The organism is Flagellimonas oceanensis, from assembly GCF_003992595.1.
In the GTDB taxonomy this organism is placed as follows: domain Bacteria; phylum Bacteroidota; class Bacteroidia; order Flavobacteriales; family Flavobacteriaceae; genus Flagellimonas; species Flagellimonas oceanensis.
In genome coordinates this window covers 16,816-40,247 of the sequence record NZ_RZNA01000004.1, presented here as the reverse complement: position 1 = coordinate 40,247, position 23,432 = coordinate 16,816, and the positions used below count along the sequence as shown (strand labels likewise).

22 protein-coding genes are annotated in these 23,432 nt (G+C 43.0%); 3 read left to right on the top strand and 19 right to left on the bottom strand.

Going from position 1 to position 23,432, the window contains the following annotated elements; all coding sequences use genetic code 11:
• Positions 1–11: 11 nt before the first annotated feature.
• From EO132_RS01840 to EO132_RS01760, 17 genes are all read right to left on the bottom strand, one after another.
• On the bottom strand, positions 12–1,091 hold the full coding sequence (locus EO132_RS01840; RefSeq protein WP_127136348.1) for an efflux RND transporter periplasmic adaptor subunit: 1,080 nt from the start codon (positions 1,089–1,091) through the stop codon (positions 12–14).
• A 40-nt stretch (positions 1,092–1,131) separates the two neighbouring features.
• Positions 1,132–1,611, bottom strand: a complete 480-nt coding sequence (locus tag EO132_RS01835; protein WP_127136347.1) for a GbsR/MarR family transcriptional regulator — start codon at positions 1,609–1,611, stop codon at positions 1,132–1,134.
• A gap of 103 nt (positions 1,612–1,714) precedes the next feature.
• Positions 1,715–2,113, bottom strand: coding sequence for a hypothetical protein (locus tag EO132_RS01830; protein ID WP_127136346.1), 399 nt, complete (start codon positions 2,111–2,113; stop codon positions 1,715–1,717).
• Positions 2,114–2,121: 8 nt separating this feature from the next.
• On the bottom strand, positions 2,122–3,141 hold the full coding sequence (pheS, locus tag EO132_RS01825) for a phenylalanine--tRNA ligase subunit alpha (RefSeq protein ID WP_127136345.1): 1,020 nt from the start codon (positions 3,139–3,141) through the stop codon (positions 2,122–2,124).
• On the bottom strand, positions 3,134–3,826 hold the full coding sequence (locus tag EO132_RS01820) for a hypothetical protein (RefSeq protein WP_127136344.1): 693 nt from the start codon (positions 3,824–3,826) through the stop codon (positions 3,134–3,136). The genes pheS and EO132_RS01820 overlap by 8 nt, the downstream gene beginning before the upstream one ends.
• An 11-nt stretch (positions 3,827–3,837) precedes the next feature.
• Complete coding sequence (locus EO132_RS01815; protein WP_127136343.1) at positions 3,838–5,691, bottom strand: SulP family inorganic anion transporter; 1,854 nt, start codon at positions 5,689–5,691, stop codon at positions 3,838–3,840.
• A gap of 101 nt (positions 5,692–5,792) precedes the next feature.
• On the bottom strand, positions 5,793–6,419 hold the full coding sequence (locus EO132_RS01810; RefSeq protein ID WP_127136342.1) for a carbonic anhydrase family protein: 627 nt from the start codon (positions 6,417–6,419) through the stop codon (positions 5,793–5,795).
• Positions 6,420–6,428: 9 nt separating this feature from the next.
• Positions 6,429–8,012, bottom strand: a complete 1,584-nt coding sequence (locus EO132_RS01805; RefSeq protein ID WP_127136341.1) for a SulP family inorganic anion transporter — start codon at positions 8,010–8,012, stop codon at positions 6,429–6,431.
• Positions 8,013–8,097: 85 nt separating this feature from the next.
• The gene (locus tag EO132_RS01800) at positions 8,098–8,373 is read right to left on the bottom strand and encodes a hypothetical protein (protein ID WP_127136340.1); all 276 of its coding nucleotides are present in this window, start codon (positions 8,371–8,373) and stop codon (positions 8,098–8,100) included.
• A gap of 88 nt (positions 8,374–8,461) precedes the next feature.
• The gene (locus EO132_RS01795) at positions 8,462–9,226 is read right to left on the bottom strand and encodes a tetratricopeptide repeat protein (RefSeq protein ID WP_127136339.1); all 765 of its coding nucleotides are present in this window, start codon (positions 9,224–9,226) and stop codon (positions 8,462–8,464) included.
• The gene (locus EO132_RS01790) at positions 9,223–11,007 is read right to left on the bottom strand and encodes a BatD family protein (RefSeq protein ID WP_127136338.1); all 1,785 of its coding nucleotides are present in this window, start codon (positions 11,005–11,007) and stop codon (positions 9,223–9,225) included. Before EO132_RS01790 ends, EO132_RS01795 begins: the two co-directional genes overlap by 4 nt.
• The gene (locus tag EO132_RS01785; protein ID WP_127136337.1) at positions 11,007–11,900 is read right to left on the bottom strand and encodes a tetratricopeptide repeat protein; all 894 of its coding nucleotides are present in this window, start codon (positions 11,898–11,900) and stop codon (positions 11,007–11,009) included. The genes EO132_RS01790 and EO132_RS01785 overlap by 1 nt, the downstream gene beginning before the upstream one ends.
• On the bottom strand, positions 11,887–12,939 hold the full coding sequence (locus EO132_RS01780) for a VWA domain-containing protein (protein WP_127136336.1): 1,053 nt from the start codon (positions 12,937–12,939) through the stop codon (positions 11,887–11,889). The genes EO132_RS01785 and EO132_RS01780 overlap by 14 nt, the downstream gene beginning before the upstream one ends.
• 3 nt (positions 12,940–12,942) lie before the next feature.
• Positions 12,943–13,941, bottom strand: coding sequence for a vWA domain-containing protein (locus tag EO132_RS01775; protein ID WP_127136335.1), 999 nt, complete (start codon positions 13,939–13,941; stop codon positions 12,943–12,945).
• Positions 13,942–15,603: a hypothetical protein gene (locus tag EO132_RS01770; protein WP_127136334.1), complete on the bottom strand. Its 1,662-nt coding sequence runs from the start codon at positions 15,601–15,603 to the stop codon at positions 13,942–13,944.
• On the bottom strand, positions 15,603–16,469 hold the full coding sequence (locus EO132_RS01765) for a DUF58 domain-containing protein (RefSeq protein ID WP_127136333.1): 867 nt from the start codon (positions 16,467–16,469) through the stop codon (positions 15,603–15,605). Before EO132_RS01765 ends, EO132_RS01770 begins: the two co-directional genes overlap by 1 nt.
• 69 nt (positions 16,470–16,538) lie before the next feature.
• Entirely contained in the window at positions 16,539–17,540 is a 1,002-nt protein-coding gene (locus EO132_RS01760) for an AAA family ATPase (RefSeq protein ID WP_127136332.1), read from the bottom strand.
• 159 nt (positions 17,541–17,699) lie between these two features.
• Between EO132_RS01760 and EO132_RS01755 the strand changes: the two genes are divergently transcribed.
• From EO132_RS01755 to EO132_RS01745, 3 genes are read left to right on the top strand one after another with little or no spacing between them, the layout of a single operon-like run.
• Positions 17,700–18,572 (top strand): aldo/keto reductase, encoded by an 873-nt coding sequence (locus EO132_RS01755; protein WP_127136331.1) that lies wholly within the window; start codon positions 17,700–17,702, stop codon positions 18,570–18,572.
• Between the two features lie 12 nt (positions 18,573–18,584).
• A complete protein-coding gene (locus EO132_RS01750) occupies positions 18,585–19,340 on the top strand; it encodes an SDR family NAD(P)-dependent oxidoreductase (RefSeq protein WP_127136330.1) in 756 nt (251 codons plus the stop codon).
• Entirely contained in the window at positions 19,337–20,473 is a 1,137-nt protein-coding gene (locus EO132_RS01745; protein ID WP_127136329.1) for an ATP-binding protein, read from the top strand. The genes EO132_RS01750 and EO132_RS01745 overlap by 4 nt, the downstream gene beginning before the upstream one ends.
• On the opposite strand, the gene EO132_RS01740 is transcribed toward EO132_RS01745, so the two are convergent.
• The gene (locus EO132_RS01740; RefSeq protein WP_127136328.1) at positions 20,470–22,389 is read right to left on the bottom strand and encodes an amylosucrase; all 1,920 of its coding nucleotides are present in this window, start codon (positions 22,387–22,389) and stop codon (positions 20,470–20,472) included. The genes EO132_RS01745 and EO132_RS01740 overlap by 4 nt on opposite strands.
• Positions 22,390–23,334, bottom strand: coding sequence for a carbohydrate kinase family protein (locus EO132_RS01735; RefSeq protein ID WP_127136327.1), 945 nt, complete (start codon positions 23,332–23,334; stop codon positions 22,390–22,392).
• Between the last annotated feature and the right edge of the window lie 98 nt (positions 23,335–23,432).

The window sequence follows — 23,432 nt, the reverse complement described above, 5'->3', positions numbered from 1 at the left end:
ATTGATGGTAATTATTGCTTTACTGGATTGATGGTCTGTCCATCCTTAAGTTTGGATACACCTTCGGTAACAATAGTGCTTCCTTCTTCCAAACCTTCCGCTACGATGAACTCCTTATCGGTTTGGGCCACGATGTTCAAGGGAACGGTTTTTACCGTATTGTCATCATTCAGCACATACACCATTTTGGTGCCCTGCAGGTCAACAGTTACGAATTGGGAGATGACAAAAACGTCCTCGTAGGTGGATGGGACCTTGATGGTTCCAGTACTTCCTGAACTCAACAATAAATTGGGATTGTCAAAGTCCGCTCGTAGGGTCACGCTTCCCGTTGTTGGGTTGATGATATTGTTGACCATGGCGATTTTTCCTTTTTGAGGATACGTTTCGCCATTGATCATTACCAATTCCACTTCGGGCGTGTTTTCGGCCGAAACAGTTGAACCACCATCGGCCATTTCGCTCTTCATCTCCAATAGTTCCTTTTCGGTCATTGAAAAATAGGCGCGAATACCGGTTATATCGGAAACCACGGTCAATGGTTCGCCCATGGTACTGCTTACCAATGCTCCTGCTTTGTAGGGAATCTCGCCGATGTACCCATTTACGGGACTAACGATATTGGAGTATCCAATATTGGCGGTAATACTACTGTAGTTGCTTTTGGCCTGTTCCAATTGGGCTTTGGCAGTTTCCAATTGTACTTCGCTGATGATGTTTTTTTCAACAAGCGGGACCAGTTTGTTCACTTCTACTTGGGCAACATTTACGGCAGCCTTGGCTGCTTCAGCATCTTGTGAAAGCGTTTGTGTTTCCAGTTTGAACAATAATTGTCCTTTTTTTACCTGTTGGCCCTCTTCCACATAAATATTTTGGACAAAGCCCGAAACTTTGGGCCATATTTCCACATTCTGTTTTCCTTGAATGTTGGTGGAATATGATTTGTATATAGTGATGTCCTGCTTTTCCAAAGTATTTACTTTAAGCGAGGGGGTCTGGGGGCCTGCTGCAGCTTGCTGCTGATTTTTGCCCCCACAGGATAAAATCAAAAGTGAAACTGTTGATACTAAGATTGATTTGATTGTTTTCATGTACGAACTTGCTTTGTTACGTTTATGGATGTTGGAGTGATTACTCGTTTAAAATTGATTCTAGTTTTTTGATTGTCTTTTTCAAGGTCTTCTCTTTTTCGTTGACGTATTCCAGATAAACTTGGGTTCTTACCTGTCCTTCTTCATACTTTTTTGGACTATACTTTTTATGATAGTCCATTACCAGCGTGATAATGTGCTTTTCACTTTCTACACGCTTCAGGTTTTCTTGAAGCTTGGAGAGAAAAAATGTCTTCTTCTTTGCCGTTTTAAAGTACCTTCTTCTGTCTCCCGGTTTAGTGAAATAGGTAATTACCCCCATGTTCAACAAAAGGTTCAAAGAGGTGGAAGTGGAGCTTTTGCTGGCCCCTCTTTTTTCCAAGCAGTCCTCAAAGGAGAGTCCGTCTTGGTCCGTTAAGATTAAAATGGCATAAATACGGGCTGCCAATGGTGGCAGGTTATGTTCCTGCTCCAAATGCACCCCTAAGGTTTCAATGATTTCTTCCTTCGAATATTCCATATAATGGATTTTGAAGGCGCAAAGATAAAATTGGTTCGGAACAAACCGAACTAAAAGAACTTAAATGTTTGTTAAAAGAAAATTATGGGCATGAAAACAAGCATTAACCTTCGGAAAGAATACCCTCTTTTTCTATGATGGGGATGTTGGTTAGGTGTTTTTCCGAAATGGAATGTTTGGGAAATAGGAACCTTTTTTCAAAAAGTTTGTTCTCGGCAAAGAAGGTAACAAAGAATTCATTGTTGAGTGCGAGCACTTCTTCTTGTAGAAACTCAATTTTTTTAAAGGACTTCGCCTCAACAACCCCAATGCCATGTCGCATCGTGGAGGTTTTTGTGTCATCATCAAATCCTTTGGACACCACAATCGTCATTTCAATGGCATCCGCTCTGTTGTTGATGAGATAGGCGTTCCAATCTTTGGATAGAAATTCATCGTTCCACTCACGAACCACGGCAACATGTACATCCTTGGCAACAGGGATTTCAATATCCTTTTTCATGGCTTGGGTTACAATGCACTTTTGAACTGTTCCAAGAAACGAACATCATTCTCGCTGAGCAAGCGGATGTCCGAAATTTGATGAAGCAACAATGCAATACGGTCTATTCCCATACCAAAGGCAAATCCGGAATATACCTCTGGGTCTATGCCACAATTCTTCAGTACGTTGGGGTCCACCATACCACAACCCATGATTTCCAGCCATCCTGTACCCTTGGTCATACGGTAATCGGTCTCGGTCTCCAAGCCCCAGTACACATCAACTTCCGCACTGGGTTCCGTAAAAGGAAAGTAAGATGGGCGCAATCTAATTTTTGACTTGCCGAACATTTCAGAAGTGAAATACTGCAAGGTCTGTTTCAAATCCGCGAAGGATACATTCTTGTCCACATACAAGCCTTCCACTTGATGGAAAAAACAGTGCGAACGGGCAGAGATGGCCTCGTTCCGATACACCCTTCCAGGAGAAATGGTCCGGATGGGCGGTTTATTGGCTTCCATATAGCGTACCTGTACCGATGAGGTATGGGTACGTAGCAAGACATCCGGGTCGGTCTGGATGAAAAACGTATCCTGCATATCACGTGCAGGGTGGTATTCTGGAAGGTTCAATGCTGTAAAGTTGTGCCAGTCATCTTCTACTTCAGGCCCTTCGGATACATTGAAACCAATTCTGGAAAAAATATCGATGATTTGGTTTTTCACAATGGAAATAGGATGTCTGGAACCAATTTCAATAGGCTCTCCAGGTCGAGTCAAGTCGCCATATTTGCCGGCAGCTTCGGATTGGCTTTCCAAGGATTCCTTAAGCTCGTTGACTTTATCGGTGGCGGCATTTTTCAATTGATTGACAACCTTGCCAAAATCCTTTTTTTGCTCGTTGGGCACATTTTTAAATTCGGCAAAGAAACCGTTCAAAAGCCCTTTTTTCCCCAAATACTTGATTCGGAAAGCTTCAATTTCTTCTGTAGAGTTCGAAGTGAATTTTTCTACTTCGGCGATATGTTCCTTTATGGTATCAATCATGATGGCTTACGCTATTGGCGGACAAATTTAGCAAATTGTCCTTGAATATATAGGCAATTAGGAAATGTACTGCAATTCCACCGAAAAGATGCCATAACCAATGGGTGCCCATGGGGAAGAAATCTTGATGAAGATCAATGCTTCTAAAGAAAATAGCGATGGCAAAAATTATAAAGGCCGTAACCACTAGGGTTATGTTTTTCCCTTTGGTTCTTATCAAATACCAAGCAATGGGAATAAGAATGGTCGCCGCGGTAATCACGTACCCCAAAGAGATTCTCAATCCTATAGGGATGGGAAGAATCCGAAGTAAAAAGGAAGCTCCGAGCAGTATGATGACCCATATTAATCGTTGCCACCATGATTTCACGAGCTTAAAAATAAAATAGATGACCACAGCAGCACAGAGCAACATGATGGGCATCCAATCCAAACGAAGCCAAAACTCATGGCTACGCGTGGCATGGTAGACCGTCCCGCCCACATAACTGATTCCTATAATGGGAAGTACCCATGCTAAAAATTGATGTTGTTTTGGATTTCGATACACTTTGATGCCCCAGTAAATTATCAGAAACATGAAAATAAGGTTGCTGAACGTGTTGAAGGGCTCTACTGGAAACTGGCCCTCCATGGTTTCCAAATAAACGGGACCTGAATCTTTAGGGAATTCTTGAAAGAGCATCAAAAAAGGCGTTATTCATGATGGTTTAAATTTTTATCCACCCAATCCAAGCAAGATTTAAAATTTTTGAAGATGTGTTCTTCTGGGATGAGGTCTGGGATAATATCGATACGTTCCAACATGTATCGGGGCTGATCTAAAATATTCACCAAAATTATTTGAATGTCCTTCCGCTTTAAATCCTGCAACACATCCTCCATGGCATATAACCCTGTTTGGTCCATGTACTGCATTCTTCCCATTCGAATAATCACTGTTGAGGCATTTTCGGGAATTTGAGAGGCCAGTTGTTGAAATTCATTCGTGGATCCGAAGAACAGAGGGCCTTTGATATGTTTGATAAAAACTTCATCCTTGATTTTTTGAGGGATATTTTTCTCATCGGACCAAGGTTCTTCACGCAAAGCCCTCACATTCGAGCGCAGAGCGGTAAGGTCTCCGATTTTTTTCATGAACATCAGAGAAGCGATGACCAAGCCGATTCCTACAGCATAGACCAAGTTCCAAATGGATGACAACACCATGACCACTAACATGATGATGACCTCTGAACTCAATTTTAGCGGCCCTAATTTTATGTCTTTGGGTAAATGTGGAATAGCTTTCAAACCTCTGTAATCCATCACGCCAATACCTACGGTTACCAAAATGCCCGCCAATACTGCAGCAGGAATTTGTGATGCTACGGGACCCAGAGCAAGCAGGATAATGAGCAAAAGTACGCCGGCAATCATGCCAGATAACCTGGTTTTTCCTCCAGAATTGATGTTTACCACCGTTCTGATGGTGGCCCCAGCACCGGGAAGACCCCCAAAAATAGCGGCAATACTGTTTCCAATGCCCTGGCCCACCAACTCTTTATTGGGTTTATGTTTGGTCTGGGTCATATTGTCCGCGACCACGGAGGTAAGTAATGAATCAATGGCGCCAAGCAAAGCCAAGGTAAGTGCGGTAAAAATATAGGGTGTGATCACGTCAAGCTCAAAGGCAGTAAAAATTTCCAAGTTGGGAATGGGCAACCCGCTTGGAATTTGTTCAATGGGTCTGTAGTCCAATCCAAATCCGAAAGCTAGTCCGGAAACAACGATCAAAGCGACCAACGTACTGGGAATGGCCGTCGTAATTCGTTTAAAACCGTAAATAATGATGATGGTTGCCAAGGCCAGCGCCAATTCGAGCCAATTAATGTTTTTAAGAGCCCTGGGCAATACCTTAAATGTTCCCATGACCCCGGAAGCCTCTTTGGAAGCCAAAGTAGCTGCCTCCTTAACCATATCTGCTTCTGTGATCTTTTCGGCCCTTTTGATGGTTTCCGTAAAGTCCTCCAAAACCAAAATCCCTTCCCCAGCTTCTTCCTGCAATATATTTTCCAAGAGCTCCTCTTCGGCCTCGGGCATAAATTGATTGACATAGGCTTCATCCTCTTTTGGGTAGTACCCTACGGCAGGTAATATTTGGGTAACCAGGATAATGACCCCGATTGCGGTCATAAAGCCCGAAACAACAGGATATGGAATGTACTTTATATATTTCCCCATGCCCAATAGGCCCAAACCAATCTGCATGATTCCAGCTAATAAGAAAACCGTAAGGATGGCAGGAAGGGCCTTATTGATATCTCCATCATTAATAGCTATGATTCCTGCAATGACCACCATGCTCACAGCAGTCATTGGAGCGGTGGGGCCGGATATTTGAGTGTTGGTTCCCCCAAAAAGCGCAGCAAAAAAACTGATGAAAATGGCACCGTACAAACCGGCACTTGGTCCTAGTCCAGAACTCACGCCAAAAGCCAGGGCCAAGGGCAAGGCTACAATGCCAGCGGTAATCCCCCCAAATAAATCTCCTCTCAGATGTTTGAACATGGTTTAGGCTGTGTTTCTACCGCCTGAATATAACAATTTTAAAAACACAAAAAGCCGATGAACAATCTCATCGGCTTTTATTTACTTTAAGTTATAATAGGTTACAAGAAAGTTACCTTACCATCGGAGATGTCATACATGGCACCGACTATGGCAATTTCTCCGTTGTCTTCCATTTCTTTGAGGACATCGCTTTGATTTCTGATGTTCTCCAAGGTCATCTCAACATTTTTGACGGATACCGCATCCACAAACTCCAGGTTTTTAGAGTTTCGCAAGGATTCATCCTTGGGCTCTTCTACGGCCGCTACTGCAGGTTCTATTTTGTTGATCAATGCCGTGAGGTTGCCAAGGCGAGCATGGTCGCAAGCTCCTTTTACAGCGCCGCAGCTTGTGTGCCCTAGGACCACGATGGTTTTTGTTCCAGCCAATTTACAGGCAAACTCCATACTTCCCAAGATGTCCTCGTTTACAAAGTTTCCTGCGATTCTGATGCTGAAGATGTCTCCCAGCCCTTGATCAAAAACAAGCTCTGCTGATACCCTTGAATCGATACAGCTCAAAATGGTCGCAAAGGGAAATTGACCATCCTTAGTATCGTTCACTTGCTCCAAAAGGTTTCTATTCGCTTTTAGGTTTCGTTGAAAACGCTCATTGCCCTCCTTTAAAAATTGGATGGCCTTTTGAGGCGTCATCGTTGATTGTGTTTCTTTAGTGTGTGCTTTCATAGTTATATTTTATGCCGATTTTTTCGGTCTTAGATTAAAGAATTCGATGTAACTATCCGGATTTTCAACTTCTCCTTTCTCCGAAATGATTTTGATGTCAATGTTCCTGCTCTTCGCTTTGCTTGAAAAATCTTCAAGGATTTCCACGATGTCATTATCAAGAAAACGTGTTTTCCTAACATCCAATTCAAGATAGGAATTTTCAGGAAGACTGTCCAACTCTTTCAGAATCGCACCTTTGTTGAAAAAGGTAACTTCTTCCGCAAGGGTCATTTTAATTTTATGAGCCCCATTACTTTTATCCTCGATGTGCAAAAAGTGGGAGTTTTGGTAACTCTTGATCAGCACAACCACAATACCTACACCAAGTCCTAAACTGATTCCGACCAAAAGGTCTGTGAACACGATACCTACCACGGTTACCACAAAAGGAACAAATTGTTTCCAACCTGCCTGGTACATGGTTTTGAACAAACTCGGCTTTGCAAGTTTATACCCTACAATAAATAATATGGCCGCCAAAACGGACAATGGAATCATGTTGAGCAAAGTAGGGATTAAAATAACCGAGCCTAAAAGGAAGAACCCGTGAATGATTGCGGATGCCTTTGTTTTACCTCCGGATTGGATATTGGCCGAACTACGAACAATTACCTGTGTGACCGGAAGACCTCCTACCAAACCAGAAAGCATATTCCCGACTCCTTGTGCCCTAAGTTCACGATTGGTGGGGGTTGTTCTTTTCTCAGGATCCAATTTATCCGTTGCTTCCACACAGAGCAATGTTTCCAAACTGGCTACCAATGCAATGGTAAAGCCTGTTATCCATATCTCTGGATTGGATATGGCAGAGAAATTTGGGAAACTGAAAAAGCCCAAGAAGGATTCAAAACTATCTGGCACGGGAACCTTGACCAAATGATCCGAGGAAATCCCCCAAGTATCATTGCCTTGTGTCAAGGAATAGTAAACGATACCTATGACCACCGCGACCAAAGGTCCCTGTATAAGTTCAAAAATCTTGGATTTTTTCGTCAATACCTGGCTCCAAAGAATAAGTATGGCCAAGGCAACAACAGCAATCAGGGTCGCTCCCGGGCTGATGAAATTAATGGAGTTGATAATTTCACTGAAGGTATTTTCCCCATCCACTTGGAAGAAAGCCCAATCCCCTTCCGGGTCGGCATCATATCCAAAGAAATGTGGTATTTGTTTTAAAATGATGATGATTCCGATACCGGTAAGCATACCTTTAATTACCGAAGACGGAAAATAATAGGCGATAATTCCAGCTTTCAGAAATCCGAATATAAGTTGGATAACACCACCCAAAACGACGGCAACCAGAAAGTTTTGATACCCTCCCAAGGTGCCAATTGCCGTTAAAACTATGGCTGCAAGTCCGGCAGCGGGGCCACTGACCCCAATTTGGGAACCACTCAGTGCACCTACAACGATTCCTCCGATTATACCTGCGATAAGTCCCGAAAACAAGGGGGCACCACTGGCCAGGGCAATACCTAAACATAGCGGTAGTGCCACAAAAAAGACCACAATACTAGCAGGTAAGTCATTTTTTATATACTTGAACATATTGATAAAGTAAGATTAGTCCTCTACATAGATAAGCTTTTGGTAGAAGACGGTTAAAACTTGGTTTAAACAATGAATATGGGTGTTAAACCAGTTTTCGGGGAGGAGGATCTAAAGTTTCAAGGGTAAATTCCAATACAGCAAATAAGTAACCTGATGCATTGTCTCGTTTTTCTTGATACTGTGTTGGGTTAGTGGTAAAGAAGCTTTTGGACAAAAAGTATTTCGCGTCAAAGATGTTACTACTGGAGGTGTCGTGAGAATTGTTCTCTTCTTCGGAAGAACCAAGAATAATGGCAGTACTGTATTCCTGCCCCAAAAGGGGAATGAAAGATGATGTCAACAAAATTGATATCATCATGATGGAAATAAAAGGTATGGCCAGTATTCGCATTATCAAATGATTGTCACAAAATTAACGTAAGGTGTAGACTTATTGGTTTAAAATACTAAAAATCTTTCAATGACTTAATGTTATCTGCCAACAACCATCCTGTTTGCCCATCCGCAATACGGATTCTCCTCCATTCATCAAGCTTGTCCAAAATGTTCACTTTGGTGCCTTCGTGAATGGTAAATACGGTGTTGCTGTTGGTATTTGGCTCCGAGTTGACACTAACTTCTTTGGCAAACACGATGGCAGGATCATCGTTCTTGTTTTGTTGATGGTTCAGGTAAGCGAACAATAGACTCACTGCACTCAAGGTAAGGGACAACATACTAGTAATAAAGGCAGCCCGTTTCTGGTTAGCAGGCCTAAGAAAGTAATAGGCCATATAGGCTAGAACAAATAAAAAGACCAATGCCACTGCCAAATAGGCCCATTGATCTGACGTGAACATACCAATGATTGAATTATAAATACGAGACAATTCGGTTTTCGGCATTTCCTCAATAGCGTCCAACCTCATGTTTTGGGCAAAACGTAGATTATTCTTGATTTCCTCATTGTTTGGACTCAAAAGCAAAGCTTTTTCATAGTAATATATACTGGGTCCTATGGAATTGAGCTTGTAGTAGCAATTACCTAAATTAAAGTATAGTGAAGCGGAGTGTTCGCCGTTTTCCAGGATTTCCTCATAATTTTCTATGGCAGCGGAGTACTCACCATTGTTGTAAAGCTCCGTAGCTTCATTGAACAGCGTCTCATTTTGGGCAAAACCAAAAGAGAGGCTAAGAAAACACACCAAAAAGGTCATCTTTTTTATGCTCATAACTGTTTGTCCAAATTAGAGATTACTTCACTTGCCTTTTCATAATCCTGCTGCATCTGTACATTGGAGAAAGGGCTGTAACGAGCCATTTCACAACTGGTCAACAATTCAATGAACCCTTCAATATCTTCCTTTTCAACATTCTTTTCGGATAGGATACTTGTGATTTTATCCTTGCTGAACTCCGATGTTTCTATGTGCAATTTGGCCTTCAGGTAGTTGTGCAACCCTTTTTCCAAGGCAACGTAAAAAGCTTCCTTATTGCCCAGTTCCTTTTTGGCGGTGGACAGATATTTTCTGGCCAGTTTGTTTGCTTTTTTAATCTTATTGCCCACCACATCGCTTGCGATCGCCTCTCTTTTCTTGAATGTGAAAATAGCTATGGGAATCAATAACAAAGGGGCCAATAACAGGATGAAAAACAGGTTGGATCCAAAGAAACGATCTACCCCAATAGCACTTAAGTTTGGGTTTATATTGATGAAATGAAACTGCTCGCCAATTGGAACTACGGCTTGTTTGTTTGCTGCCGGAGTAGCATTGGTTGTATTGCTCGTAGGGCCTTCGATAACCTCTATGTTGATTTCTTCCGAATTGATGGTCTCATAACTGCCCGTGTTGGGGTTAAAGTAGCTAAAGGAGATGCTCGGAATTGGATATTTTCCCCTAAAGGATGGTACAATGGTATAATTGTTCGATACCTTTCCTTCCATTCCAGAGCTATAGGTATTGATGGATTCCTCATATTCAGGGTCATATACCTCCAAAGCACTTGGAAGCTCCGGTTCAGGAAGTTGGAACAGTTTTAAGTTCCCTTTTCCTGAAACTTCGACCTTGGCCTGAAGCGATTCAGAAGCATTCAATTGGGTTTTGCTGGTGGTCACGGAAAAGTCAAAATCCCCGACCGCACCACTAAAATCTGCAGGTTTTCCTGCTTCGGGCAATGGTTTTACATTGATGGTTCTTTTGCCCGCGGAAACGGTCTTGCTGGTAGAAGTATAAATTCGACCACCGAAAAAGTCCCTGCGGTTGGTCGGAACATCCACAAATATTTCCAAGGAAAGGGGTTCAATATCCAACTGACCTGATTTTTGAGGATAGAGCACTACTCGTTTCAAGACCACATAGCGGTATGGTTTGCCTTGATACGTTCCGTTTTGTGCCGTGTGCTTGGTTACGGGAATATCCTGGCTCCAAAAATTGTTATAGGTAGGATTGTCCAGCGGACGGTAATTCGTGACACTTATGTTGGGACTCACGTAAAGTTTATAGATGACCGTTACAGCTTCATTCAGGTAAGGATTTCCTTTGGAAACCTCTGCTACCAAATGCAAACTTTCATCGGCAACATCATCCACGGTTTTCTCTGAGTTGGGCTTGTCCACCGCAGCCGTGACCTCAACTTTTTGAGGTGTTGTTTTGTAGGTTTGTCCATCAATTTCGATGGTGGCCTGATTGATGGTAAAATTCCCTCTTGCTGTTGGTTTTAGAATGTAAGTATAGGTCTTGGAATAACTACGTTTACCATTTACCCAAGACGAACTAATGGATTGGGATGGCCCCATTATCACATTAAAGCCATCAAATTGGGGTGGTTTGAAGTTGTCACCATCCTTGTTCATGGTAAAATCCACCCGAAGACGCTCGTTGATGCCCAATTCCTCTTTGCTCAAGTTCATTGTGAACTCAATCCCTTCGGTTTCGTCCTGGGCATGGGAATACAGTCCCGATAACAGGAACATTCCCAAACAGAGCAATATGTTGCCTTTCAACAGTTTCATTACCAGTCCTTCTCGTTTTTAACTTTCTTGCCGCGAACTTTTCGGGCCTCCATTTTCTCCTGCACTTTTTTCTCTTCGTTTTGCATGGCCTCTAGCAAATTCTGAATCTGCTGTTCGGAAAGTTGGTTGGGTCTTGGTTGTTGTTTTTTACCTTCAGGTTGGTCTCCTTCATTCGGCTTTTTCTCCTGCTCCTTTTTCTTATCGCCGTCGCCCTCTTGGTTTTCCTCAGGCTTGTCTTCTCCATTTTCTCCTTGATCTCCCTTATCTTTGTTTTCGTCCTCTTTTTGTTCGCCTTCGTCTTTCTTTTCGTTATCCCCGCCTTCGTTGTTCTGGTCTTGGTTTTTATCCTTGTCCTCGTTCTCTTGGTCTTTTTTATCTTGATCGTCCTGGTTCTGGTCGTTCTTTTGCTCGTCCTGCTGTTTTTCGAGCATCTTCTTGGCCAAGGCAAGATTGTAACGGGTCTCGTCGTCGTTAGGATTTTTTCTAAGGGCTTGTTTGTAGGCTTCTACAGCTTGTTTATAGTCTTTTTGCTTCATGAACACATTGCCCATGTTGTGAAAGGCTTTATGTTTTTCTCCTTTGTCATCGGCCGTATCACTGGCTTCCTTGAAGCGTCCAAAGGCTTCCCCAAAACTTTCTCGGTTGTAATAGGCAGTACCAAGATTAAATCTTGCCGCCGCATTTTTGTTGCTCTTGGATATGGCTCTCCTGTAGTCGGCCTCAGCAGTAACAAAATCATTGGAAGTCAACTTGTCATTGGCCTCGTAGGTTATGTTCGTAGAGGCTTGTAAGGCCTTCTCTGCTTCCTTGTTCGCTTTTTCGGTAATGTCATCTTGGGCTTGGACCGCGCCAAAACATAGCAATAGTCCAAACATCAACTTAATCTTGCTCATCATCATGCTCATTAAAAAGATTCAGTTTTTTCAACCATTGTGTTTTTCTATCCAAAACGAAGATGTCCAAAAATAGAAATAAAAAGCCTGCGGCCAGAAACCATTGAAATTGGTCCTTGTATTCAGCGAATTGCTTGGCTTCAAACTCTGTTTTGTCCATTCGGTTCAGTTCCTCTTTGATGAATTCCACGGCATTTTCCGTGTTGGAACCATCAATATATTCACCATTGCCCCTGTCGGCAATCTCTGTCAATACGTCCTCATTCAGTTTGGTAATGACCACTTCGCCCTGATTGTCCTTCTTCAAGCTCTCCACGATGCCGTTCCGTTTGATGGGAATCGGTGCTCCTTTGGCCTTTCCTACTCCAATGGTATACACACGGATGCCATTTTGGGTTGCTTTTTCAACGGCATTGATGGTAGAGCTTTCGGAGTGGTCTTCACCATCCGAAACAATAAAAAGCACTCTGTTCGTCTGTTGCGAGTCATCGTAATAAGTACTTGCCAAATCTATGGCCGCATTGATTGCGGTTCCTTGTGACGAGAGCATATCGGTGTTCATGCTCTGCAAGAACATTTTTGCCGCACCGTAGTCGGTAGTGATGGGCAATTGAGGGTATGCCTGCCCCGCGTAGGCGATTATCCCGATTCGATCACTGGCTAATTGGTTGATGATTTCCGAAACAATCCGCTTTGATTTTTCCAATCGGTTTGGGGCAATATCCTCTGCCAACATACTTTTGGAAACATCAAGGGCGAATACGATATCGACACCTTCACGTTTTACGGTTTCCAGTTTGGTCCCAATTTTTGGATTGACCAGACCTAATACCAAAAATGCGAGCCCGCCCAATAAAAATACCAGTTTCAGGGTTGACTTGAAGCTGGATTTATTAGGTGCCAAACGCTTCAAGAGACTCGAATCGGCAAAACGTTTTTGTGTTTTTTTCTTCCAGATTTGAAGAAAAAAGAACGCCAGGGCCATAACTGGAATTATGGCCAAGAGGTAGAAGTATATTTTTTCGTCAAACTGAATCATTCGCTAAATAAAACTTTTAAAGATGGAGTTTCGCAATGCCCATTCCAACAGCAATAAAATTCCCGCCAAGAAAATCAATGGCCTGAATTTTTCCTCGTATTTATAATATTTGAATTCTTCTATTTCCGTTTTTTCCAACTTGTTGATCTCGTCATAAATGGCTTCCAAAGATTCGTTGTCCGTGGCTCGGAAATACTTTCCTCCGGTTACATCTGCAATCTCTTCCAACAATTCCTCATCAATCTCCACCTGTCGCATTCCGTATCGGTAGGATCCATCTCTGTTGTAAGCGATGGGGGACAGGGCATTTCCATTGGTGCCAATGCCTATGGTATATGTTTTTATGCCAAATTCAACGGCTAGGTCGGCAGCGGTTCTAGGTTCAATAAAGCCAGAATTATTGACACCGTCCGTTAAAAGAATGATAACTTTACTGATCGCCTTGCTTTCTTTTAGTCGGTTTACCGATGTGGCAAGTCCCATTCCTATGGCCGTACCATCTTCCAGGACGCCATATGTGATTTCCTCTAGAGAATTCAATACAATGGCTTTATCACTGGTAATGGGTGTCTTGGTATAACTTTCAGCAGCATAGCTTACCAATCCGATTCGGTCGTTTGGGCGACCCTCGATAAAGTCGGCCGCTACTTCCTTCAAGGCGGTCAATCGATTGGGTTTTAGGTCACGGGCCAACATACTGGAAGATACATCGATTGCCATCACGATGTCGATACCCTTCGTGGTTTTTGTCCGTGTTGAAATATCCTCCGTTTGAGGTCGTGCCAAAGCCGTAATGATGGCTGCCAAGGCCAACAATCGTATTCCGAACAGCACAGGTTTTAATTTTGATGCCCAACTCTTGACCGTAAATCCTTTGATGCTGGAAATACGGAGGGATGCCATTTCATTTTTCCGTTTGAAAAAATACCATAGCAAAGCCAACGGCAGCAACAACAGCAGCCAGAAAAATTCAGGATTTGCAAATTCTATATTCTCAAACATTTATACTTGTGTTTTTACATCAAGACTTCCTAAAATTCGGTCTACGATCTGTTCTGCATATTCATCCTCCTCTTCCCAAGTGATCACTACCTGTTGGATAAAACCTTTACCGCCAAAGGTGAGAATGTTGTACTTGGCCCTCTTGGAGTCTCCATTGGGTCGTTCCAACGTGCCCGTACCATAAGTCTTCATGCCTTTCACTCCAGACTGGGTAACAAACTCCTCTTGTTTGGTAATTATATTTTTAAGGCCCAATTGTTCAAAATTGGACAAGGTCGAGCCAATTACGGCTTCAAATTGGGGTTCTTCTTCCTGATCTTTAAAAGTGATGGAACTTGTACTGACGGAAAAAATGCCAACATAACTGCCATAGGAAAAAGCTTGAAGTTCCTTAATGAGCTCTTCGGTTTCCTTTGGTAGCTCCAGTTCTTGACGCACCAAAACTTCTGGTGTTTCTATCTGAACGGGAGGGTAACCGTACGAGCTGGCCACCCACTCACTTTCCAACAAATCCTTGGTGGGGTATCCAAAAACGGTGTCACGTACTTTTTTGGTCCCAAAATAAATGGTTGACCCAATGCCGCCCAAAACAATGATTCCAGCAAAAATGGCTGCGGCCCAGTAAATTCTTTTGCGTTGTTTTTTTCTCGCGAGTTCCTCCAGGTATTCCTCATCCAACAACAAATCTTCTTCGGTAGGTTCTGGAAGTCCTTCGTGGGTTTTGGTCACGATTTCTTCGACCAATTTTCTATCCTGTTCGGCTACGGTCGTAGCGGGCTTGTTTTTGGCAAACTTGACCAAATCGGCAGTCTGTAATATTTTTTGAAATTGGTGAAGGGTATCATCCTCCAACTTGAGCTCCCCGGCATCACGCAACATTTCCAATTTGGTAATGAGTTCCGAGGTGGTACTTTCCATGGCGGTCACGTGCACATCTTCTTCCAAATAGGAGCGAACAATATCGGTAAGCTCGGAATAGTACTGCTTGTACTCATCCTGAATCAGGTATTTGGAATTCTCCAGCTTTTTCAGCTCTATCAATGCACGGTCGTAGGGTGGGAGCAAGGCTACTTTTTCTTCCTCGGTCAACGGCTTTTTGCGTAAAAAGAACCAATAGACCAATCCGCCGACCACAATCAGCCCCAAAAGAATCCAAAGTGCGGTAAGCCACATATCAGCTGTACTTCGCTCTACCTCAATCAAAGGTTTGATGTCGTACATCTTTTGTTTGGTGGTATCCACGACCACATCGGCAACCTTTACTTGGAAGGAATCCGTGAAAAAGGGTTGTTCGTTGACGGCGATTCGCTGAGCTGGAATGGTATATGCGCCACTATCAAACTGAGTGAGGGAATATATTTTTTGAAGAATGAGCTTATTGTCATTTTTGAGGGTATCCGCCATTATGGCCTCCACGGTTTCCAATGGGGAAAAGGTCTGGCCTTCGGGAAAGAAAACAACATCGGTGGAATCTGCCTCGACCGTTATTTTGTATTGGATTTGTTCTCCAATCTTGATGGCCAAGGTATCCACTTCAGCACTTACCTTGGGTTCTGCTTGCGAAAAACCGACCGCAGGCAAAAGCATCAGAAACAATAAAGTGACCAAGATAAATTTGGCACTATTTAAGTTTCCAATTGTATGTAGGTTGTCCATTCGCATTATCCTCTTCGTTTAAAATAGCCCAACAGCTTTTTCACATAACTTTCATCCGCCCGGCAATTGATCACACCGCATCCCGACTTGTTAAAGGAATTGGTAAAATAGGCAACTTTGTCTTTATAATGTTGTCCGTAAGCGGAACGTACTTGTTTGGATTGGGTGTTCACCAGTTGTATCTCGCCTGTTTCGGCATCTTGCATTTGCACCATTCCAAGGTTCGGTATGGCTTCCTCACGCTCATCATAAACTCTAATTCCTGTAACATCATGTTTGTTTCCCACAATCCGAAGCGTATTGTCGTAATCATCAGCGATAAAATCGGAAAGCACAAAAACAATGGCTTTTTTCTTCATCACGTTGGTCAGGAACTTCAATGCTTCTGCAAGATTGGTCTCACTACTTTTTGGATGAAACTCCAGTAACTCCCTAATGATTCTGAGTACGTGGCTTTTTCCTTTTTTGGGCGGGATAAAAAGCTCTACCTCATCGGAAAACAAGATTACACCTACTTTATCATTGTTCTGAAGCGCAGAAAAAGCAAGTGTAGCGGAAATCTCCGTAATGATTTCTTTTTTGAACTGGTTAGAGGTGCCGAAAAGTTCGGACCCACTGACGTCCACCATCAGCATCATGGTAAGTTCCCGCTCTTCTTCGAAAACCTTTACGTAGGGCTCGTTGTAGCGCGCGGTCACGTTCCAGTCAATGCTTCGTACGTCATCACCAAACTGATACTGGCGAACTTCACTGAATGTCATCCCCCGGCCCTTGAACGTAGAGTGGTATTCCCCACCAAAAATATGGTCGGAAAGACGTCGGGTCTTAATTTCAATTTTGCGTACTTTCTTTAGTAGTTCCTTTGTATCCATTTGGTTCAAAAAAAATAGGTTTTCGGGTTGGTTAAAGTATTGCTACTTATTCCGATAAACATTGAACCGCTAAGGCACTTCTACCTCGTTTACTATCTTGTTGATGATTTCTTCGGAAGTAATATTTTCTGCCTCGGCCTCGTAAGTGATTCCGATTCTGTGACGCAGTACATCATGCACTACGGCCCTTACATCTTCGGGGACCACATAACCTCTTCGTTTGATGAACGCATAGCACTTGGATGCATTTGCCAAGTTGATGCTACCCCTTGGAGAGGCTCCAAAACTGATGAGTGGCTTTAAGCTTTCCAAGTTGTATTTTTCCGGGTACCGCGTTGCGAAGATGAGGTCGAGTATGTATTTTTCAATTTTTTCATCCATGTAAACCTCACGAACTGTTTCTTGTGCCCTTAGAATTTGCTCCAAGGAAACTACAGGCTTAATGGGTTCGGTGGCACCTTTCAGATTCTGACGAATGATAAGCTGCTCCTCGTTGAGTTTGGGATAATCGATTACCGTTTTCAGCATAAATCGGTCCACCTGTGCTTCAGGAAGTGGGTAAGTACCTTCCTGTTCCACGGGGTTCTGTGTGGCCATTACCAAAAATGGCTTGTCCAAAATAAAGGTTTCGTCGCCGATGGTCACTTGTTTTTCCTGCATGGCTTCCAAAAGTGCGGATTGTACCTTGGCAGGCGCCCTGTTAATCTCATCTGCCAGGACAAAGTTGGCGAAGATGGGTCCTTTTTTAATGGAGAAATCGTTCTCTTTGATATTGTAGATCAGTGTACCAATAACATCGGCAGGCAAAAGATCTGGAGTAAACTGTATTCTGCTAAAACTTCCTTTTACGGCTTTAGCCAAAGTGTTGATGGCCAAAGTTTTTGCCAGTCCGGGAACACCTTCCAGCAGAATGTGCCCTTTTCCCAATAGGCCGATCAATAGACGTTCCACCATATGGGTCTGCCCTACAATCGCTTTGTTCATTTCAACCGTTAAAAGGTCAATAAAAGCGCTTTCTTGGGCAATTTTCTCATTCACAGCACTAATATCAATAGTAGTGTTTTCTTCCATTGTATACTTTTATTGTTTGGTGTTAAGGTCGGTGTTTTTACTAAGGTGTGCAAAATGAAAATTTATTTAAAACCTGCCTGTTAATTAATGGTTAAAAAAAACGCTAAACCCCTAGTTTTATGAAGGATTTAAGGGTTTAATTTTATACTTTCAGCGCATATGGAACAGACAACAAAATTTTCCCGCATCATATCGGGAGCAATGACTTGGGGAAGTTGGGGAAAAAAACTTTCCAAGAAAGAAATGATCGGATTGATGCACCATAGCATCGAATGCGGCCTCACTACATTTGACCATGCCGATATTTATGGCAGCTATTCCACAGAGGGCGATTTTGGAGCAGCCTTTGGGGATAGCGGAATAAAACGGGAGGACATCCAGTTGATCTCCAAATGTGGGATTCAGCTCACTCGTGGTAGGGACAACAAGATCAATCACTACCAGTACGATAAGGATTATATTATTTGGTCAGCGGAAGAATCCTTGAAAAAGTTGAAGACGGATTATCTGGATTTTTTCTTGATGCACCGTCCAAGTCCCCTAATGCAACCAGATGAAATGGCAGAAGCTGCGCAGGATTTGTTGCAAAGCGGCAAAATAAAGCAATTCGGGGTGTCCAATTTTACGACTTCACAAGTGGCGATGCTCAACAATGTGATTCCAGTTGAAGGAAACCAGGTCGAGTTTTCGTTAACGCACCACGACCCTATGTACGATGGAACTTTTGATGATTGTATCACCAATAAAAGAATGGCGATGGCCTGGAGTCCGTTGGGAAGCTTTTTCAGGGAAACCGATGAGCAGACAGAACGGATAAAAGAAGCAATGCTGCCACTTATGGATAAGTATAATGCGAATGAAAGCCAATTGCTTCTGGCTTGGATATTGAAGCACCCGGCAAAGGTTCACCCAGTGATTGGAACTACGAACAAGGAAAGAATTGAACAATCGGCAGCAGCCGTGAATATAGAATTGGAACTTCAGGATTGGTTTTCCCTTTTAGTAGCGGGCCAAGGACACGATGTTCCGTAGAATTTAATTGCAATGTCAAAAATAGCATTAATAACAGGATCAACGAGTGGAATAGGAAAGGCAACTGCAGAACTTTTTGCAAAGCAAGGCTTCAATTTGATTCTTTGCGGACGAAGACAGGAACGTCTGGAACAACTTCAAAATGAGCTGGGCAGGGACACCGCTATTTTCACGCTGAATTTTGATGTGAGAAATCGCGAAGATGTATTCTCGGCCATAGAAAGTTTGCCGAAAGAATTTTCGGAGATAGATGTCTTAATCAACAATGCGGGAAATGCCCACGGTCTGGACCCTATTGATAAAGGCAGCCCAGATGATTGGGATGCCATGTTGGACATCAACGTAAAAGGATTGCTCTACATGTCGAAGGCCATTGTTCCGAAAATGACGGAACGGAAATCGGGCCATATCATCAATATTGGTTCCACAGCGGGCAAGGAAGTCTACCCGAACGGAAACGTGTATTGTGCCAGCAAGCATGCCGTGGATGCCATCAACCAGGGTATGCGAATAGATTTAAATGCCTATGGCATTCGAGTAGGGGCCGTTAATCCAGGCTTGGTGGAAACAGAATTCAGCGATGTTCGCTTTAAGGGGGATTCCGAAAGGGCATCCAATGTATACAAAGGCTTTCAACCCTTAAAACCAGAGGATATTGCGGACATTATTCTGTTTGTGGTTACCCGACCCTATCATGTGAACATTGCCGACCTTGTGGTAATGCCCACAGCACAGGCCAGCAGCACAATTGTGAACAAGGAACTATGATCAATAAACGCCTACTCGTAAAAAACTTATTGGCCCACAACGACGAGAATAGTTTTTACGACAAAAAGCGTTTTATATCCATTGGAGAAAAGGAGGGCAAGGCCAAGTTTTTAAAGCATGTCTGCGCTTTGGCCAACAGCAATCCCAAAAACAATTCCTTTATTGTGATTGGGGTGGAGGATGAGGACAATACGATTGTTGGTGTCGATTTTTTTGATGACAGCAAAATCCAGAACCTCGTCAATGCCTATTTGGACAACCCACCTCTGATTTCCTATGAAAACATTCCTTTCCCCCATTTGCCTGAAGGCAAGGTGATCGGGTTGGTCACCATAAGGTCCAACGGAAAGGTCTGTGCCCTACGTAAAAATATTTGGAAGTACTACGGAGGGGCGGTTTTCTTCCGTGAAGGAAGTATCAGCCTGCCCAAAGCTTTTGATATTGAACTGAAGGACATCAATTCCGAAAAAGTGGCCACCATTGAGCAGCACGCTCGTAACAACATCGAGTATACGCTGGATGCCGTTATCAATTTCTTCAATACCAGACATCCCGACTTAACAAGTGATTACAAAGTCTTTAAAGAGCAATTTGTGGTCTGTTGGGCGGGCAATAAGAAAAAAGTAAAGGGGAAAATCTATTATTCCCGAGTGGATATAGAACTGATCAATGAACAGGTTAAATTATTCTATTCCGCTCTGGATGAAATCACTATTAACTACGATGATGATTCTTTTAAAACGTTGGAATATGTGCAATTGGGATTGGGCTCGCAGCAAAAATATTACCCCTTGGAAGAAATGACGATCACATTTTCGGACAATGGCAAATACATCATCAACAGCGAACTTATATTTGAACCCCCACAGTTTGATAAAAAAACGCTGTATCACGTGTACAATACCAATAATGCGCTGCTCAAAAAACTGGAAAACCATATTCCATTGACGGATTCCGAGCATACGGATATCACCCATTTGCCCGCCACCTATCTTATTTGCTATTTAAATGGCTTTGAAGAGGCGAAGGACAAAATGGACAATTCCAGAGCACTGTTGAAAGCCTACGATACTCATGTGTATCAATCTTTGAAAGAGTCACAACGGATTTTGAGAAAGGTTAGGTACGCCTAGGATTTCATGAGCCAAAGCATTTGGTAGGGCATTAGTTCCAAAAGTGCGCTGTTCATTCCCACTTTTTCGCCAGATACCAAGTCCAACGGCTCTCCTTTACTGAAGTACCCCAATTTTTTGACCCAACTGCTATCGATGACCTGAGGGTTTTCATCAAAATTGCAGATGACCAACAATCCGTTTTGACCTTGGGTTCTTTCAAAAGAAAAAATATGGTCGTTCCCTGTATGGCAAAGCTGAAGATTGTTGTGATCCGCAAAAACCGAGTTCCCCTTTCTTATTTGGATAAGTTGTTGAAGCGCATGAAATATTGTTGATTGAGGCGAATCTTGATTAGCTAAACTTGAAATGGTTTCCCAATCCTGCATGGGTCGGTTCACCCATCGGCCGTCCCCTTTTTTGGATACATCATTTTGGAAGGAATAGTCGTTCAGTGTTCCTATTTCGTCGCCTGCGTAGATCAGCGGGATTCCTCCAAAAGCCAATGTAATGCCATGCAACATGATAATTTTACGCACCGACGATTCCAATAAGTCTTCATCCTTGGTTTTGATAGCCTTTTCAAGTCCCAATAAAGAGGCCGCGCTTCCTGTGATTCGGCCATCGCCTGTTTTTGGATTGTACATAAAAAGCATACCCATGGCTGGCGACCAATCCAAACGTTGGCAATAGTAGTCCAGTAAAAATTTCCGGTGCATTTCTGGGTTCCATCCCAATTCTTGGATGAGATGGTTCTCATATCCCAATCCAATATCATCATGACAACGGATGTAATTGATCCATGTGCAATCTTTTGGTTTGGAAGGGACATGCATCAGACTCTTGTAAAGCAATTGTGTCTTTTTTGTAGCAATGGAATTCCATAGAAGAGCCATCAAAGATGCGTTGTAGGCGACTTCGCATTCGTTGCCCTTTTTTTCTTCTTCCCCAAAATATTTCACAATGTCCGTGGGGGCCACAATGGCTTCGGCCAAAAGAATGGAGCCTGGTGCCACCACTTGCAGGCACATCCGGAACAGCGAGATAAGATTGTGCGCTTCGGGCAGGTTTTGTGAAATGGTCCCGATTTTTTTCCAAAGGAAAGCCAGAGCATCAAAGCGTACGACATCCACTCCCATATCCGTTAACTTTACCAAATTGGTCAGCATTTCCAAAAACACTTGGGGATTGGTGTAGTTGAGGTCCCATTGATAGCTATTGAAAACCGTCATCACCCATTTTTCCATTTCGGGGATATAGGTAAAATTGCCCGGAGAGGTTTCGGGAAACACTTCTGGCAGGGTTTTTTCAAACTCGGCCGGTATAGTGAGGTCCTCGTAGGTGTAGTAATAACCTTGATATTTTTTATCACCCTTCTTGGCTTTTTTTGCCCAGGAAAATTCATTGGAGGTGTGATTGACCACAAAATCGAGCATCAAATAGATACCGTTTTTACGAAATGCCGTGGTCAATTCCAGTAAGTCTTCTTTGGAACCATATTTTCTGTCTACCTCCAGATAGCTGTTTACCGCATAGCCACCATCACTTTCTCCCGCGGGCCTTTTAGTGATGGGCATCAAATGCAAAAAGTTGACCCCGAGCTTTTTGAAATAAGGTATTTTTTCTTTTAGCCCTTTTAGGTCTTTATTGAAGTGCTCCACATAAAGCTGCATTCCCATCAGCTTTTCGGACTGGTACCAGTTGCCCGATTGCAACCGTTTCAAGTCTTGCTTGCGCAATGCTTCTGGCCGCTCCAAAAACAACTTGGGAAGAAGCTTCAATAGCTTTTGAATATGTTTTTCATGCTGCTCTTCGGGGTAGAGGGAGAAGAACTGTTTTTGAATCAAGGTAAGGTTAGTGGCCAATCGTTGATCAAATTGTTCTCGATCATTCTTCTCTTTTTGGGAGAGCAGTCTATGTAACTTGGCTTGGTTCATCTACTTTTCGAGCTGATCTTTTGTGGGCAAAGCCACAATGGCCCCATAATTTGTTGTAGTGATGGCTCCTGCCTTATTGGCCGTGGCGACCATTTTTTCAACGAGTGAAAAGTCCTCGAATACGGGGTCAAAATTTCCCAAATCCGATATTTGATATAGTAGACATCCAATAAAAGCGTCACCAGCTCCCGTAGTGTCAACAGGGGTCACCTTCATGCTCGGAATCACTTTTTTGGTGCCGTTCATGCTCAATAAAGTTCCATCTTTGCCCAAGGTCACGGTAATGATTTTAGTTCCGGCTTTGTGAAGTACATCACAGGCTTCGTGCAAATCCTCTTTTCCGGAGATAAGCTGTGCTTCTTCCATGCTGAACTTGCATAGATGGGACTTCTCCACAAAGGGCATGCATTTTTTTATAAAGGTTTCCTCGTCATCTTTCCAAAGGTCAATCCTGAAATTGGGGTCAAAACAGATGAACATTTCCTTGGTTAGACCATCAAAAAGATATTTGGCATACGTTTTTTCCAAAGGCCCACCCAAAAGTGCCGTAGCGGCTCCCAAATGAAGAATGTTACCGGGAAGATTCTTCCGCAGGTTGGGATTGTATTTGAGTTCTTTGTCGGCTCCCCTGCTAAAAACAAAATCACGTTCCCCATCTTCGGAGAGTGAAACAAAGGCAAGCGTAGTAAAAGTATCCGAAAGCTGCGTCAGTGAGATATCCACTCCTTCATTCTTCAGGGTTTCCAAAAGAAACTTGCCGAATGGGTCATCGCCAACACATCCGATAAAAACCCCGTTTCCTCCTAGCTTAGAAATAGCACAGGCTACATTGGCTGGGGCACCTCCTGCTTTTTTGGTAAACTCGTTGGCCTTGGAAAGGTCACTTCCTTGCCGTTCAGCAACAAAGTCTATCAACAATTCACCAATGCAGTATACTTTTTTCATATTATTCTAAGGTACATAGAATTTGATACCATGTCCAAAAATCAGTTAGGTTTATTTGAATTCTAGGTTAAATACGTGATAAAGCCGCTATGATTTTT

What these genes read in the sequence shown, in the direction of transcription:
- EO132_RS01815 (WP_127136343.1), bottom strand. Translation starts at nt 5,691, where the DNA reads ATGTTCAAACATCTGAGAGGAGATTTATTTGGGGGGATTACCGCTGGC.
- EO132_RS01835 (WP_127136347.1), bottom strand. Translation starts at nt 1,611, where the DNA reads ATGGAATATTCGAAGGAAGAAATCATTGAAACCTTAGGGGTGCATTTG.
- EO132_RS01755 (WP_127136331.1), top strand. Translation starts at nt 17,700, where the DNA reads ATGGAACAGACAACAAAATTTTCCCGCATCATATCGGGAGCAATGACT.
- EO132_RS01780 (WP_127136336.1), bottom strand. Translation starts at nt 12,939, where the DNA reads ATGATTCAGTTTGACGAAAAAATATACTTCTACCTCTTGGCCATAATT.
- EO132_RS01745 (WP_127136329.1), top strand. Translation starts at nt 19,337, where the DNA reads ATGATCAATAAACGCCTACTCGTAAAAAACTTATTGGCCCACAACGAC.
- EO132_RS01805 (WP_127136341.1), bottom strand. Translation starts at nt 8,012, where the DNA reads ATGTTCAAGTATATAAAAAATGACTTACCTGCTAGTATTGTGGTCTTT.
- EO132_RS01770 (WP_127136334.1), bottom strand. Translation starts at nt 15,603, where the DNA reads ATGCGAATGGACAACCTACATACAATTGGAAACTTAAATAGTGCCAAA.
- EO132_RS01760 (WP_127136332.1), bottom strand. Translation starts at nt 17,540, where the DNA reads ATGGAAGAAAACACTACTATTGATATTAGTGCTGTGAATGAGAAAATT.
- EO132_RS01830 (WP_127136346.1), bottom strand. Translation starts at nt 2,113, where the DNA reads ATGAAAAAGGATATTGAAATCCCTGTTGCCAAGGATGTACATGTTGCC.
- EO132_RS01740 (WP_127136328.1), bottom strand. Translation starts at nt 22,389, where the DNA reads ATGAACCAAGCCAAGTTACATAGACTGCTCTCCCAAAAAGAGAAGAAT.
- pheS (WP_127136345.1), bottom strand. Translation starts at nt 3,141, where the DNA reads ATGATTGATACCATAAAGGAACATATCGCCGAAGTAGAAAAATTCACT.
- EO132_RS01840 (WP_127136348.1), bottom strand. Translation starts at nt 1,091, where the DNA reads ATGAAAACAATCAAATCAATCTTAGTATCAACAGTTTCACTTTTGATT.
- EO132_RS01800 (WP_127136340.1), bottom strand. Translation starts at nt 8,373, where the DNA reads ATGATGATATCAATTTTGTTGACATCATCTTTCATTCCCCTTTTGGGG.
- EO132_RS01795 (WP_127136339.1), bottom strand. Translation starts at nt 9,226, where the DNA reads ATGAGCATAAAAAAGATGACCTTTTTGGTGTGTTTTCTTAGCCTCTCT.
- EO132_RS01785 (WP_127136337.1), bottom strand. Translation starts at nt 11,900, where the DNA reads ATGAGCAAGATTAAGTTGATGTTTGGACTATTGCTATGTTTTGGCGCG.
- EO132_RS01810 (WP_127136342.1), bottom strand. Translation starts at nt 6,419, where the DNA reads ATGAAAGCACACACTAAAGAAACACAATCAACGATGACGCCTCAAAAG.
- EO132_RS01820 (WP_127136344.1), bottom strand. Translation starts at nt 3,826, where the DNA reads ATGCTCTTTCAAGAATTCCCTAAAGATTCAGGTCCCGTTTATTTGGAA.
- EO132_RS01750 (WP_127136330.1), top strand. Translation starts at nt 18,585, where the DNA reads ATGTCAAAAATAGCATTAATAACAGGATCAACGAGTGGAATAGGAAAG.
- EO132_RS01735 (WP_127136327.1), bottom strand. Translation starts at nt 23,334, where the DNA reads ATGAAAAAAGTATACTGCATTGGTGAATTGTTGATAGACTTTGTTGCT.
- EO132_RS01775 (WP_127136335.1), bottom strand. Translation starts at nt 13,941, where the DNA reads ATGTTTGAGAATATAGAATTTGCAAATCCTGAATTTTTCTGGCTGCTG.
- EO132_RS01790 (WP_127136338.1), bottom strand. Translation starts at nt 11,007, where the DNA reads ATGAAACTGTTGAAAGGCAACATATTGCTCTGTTTGGGAATGTTCCTG.
- EO132_RS01765 (WP_127136333.1), bottom strand. Translation starts at nt 16,469, where the DNA reads ATGGATACAAAGGAACTACTAAAGAAAGTACGCAAAATTGAAATTAAG.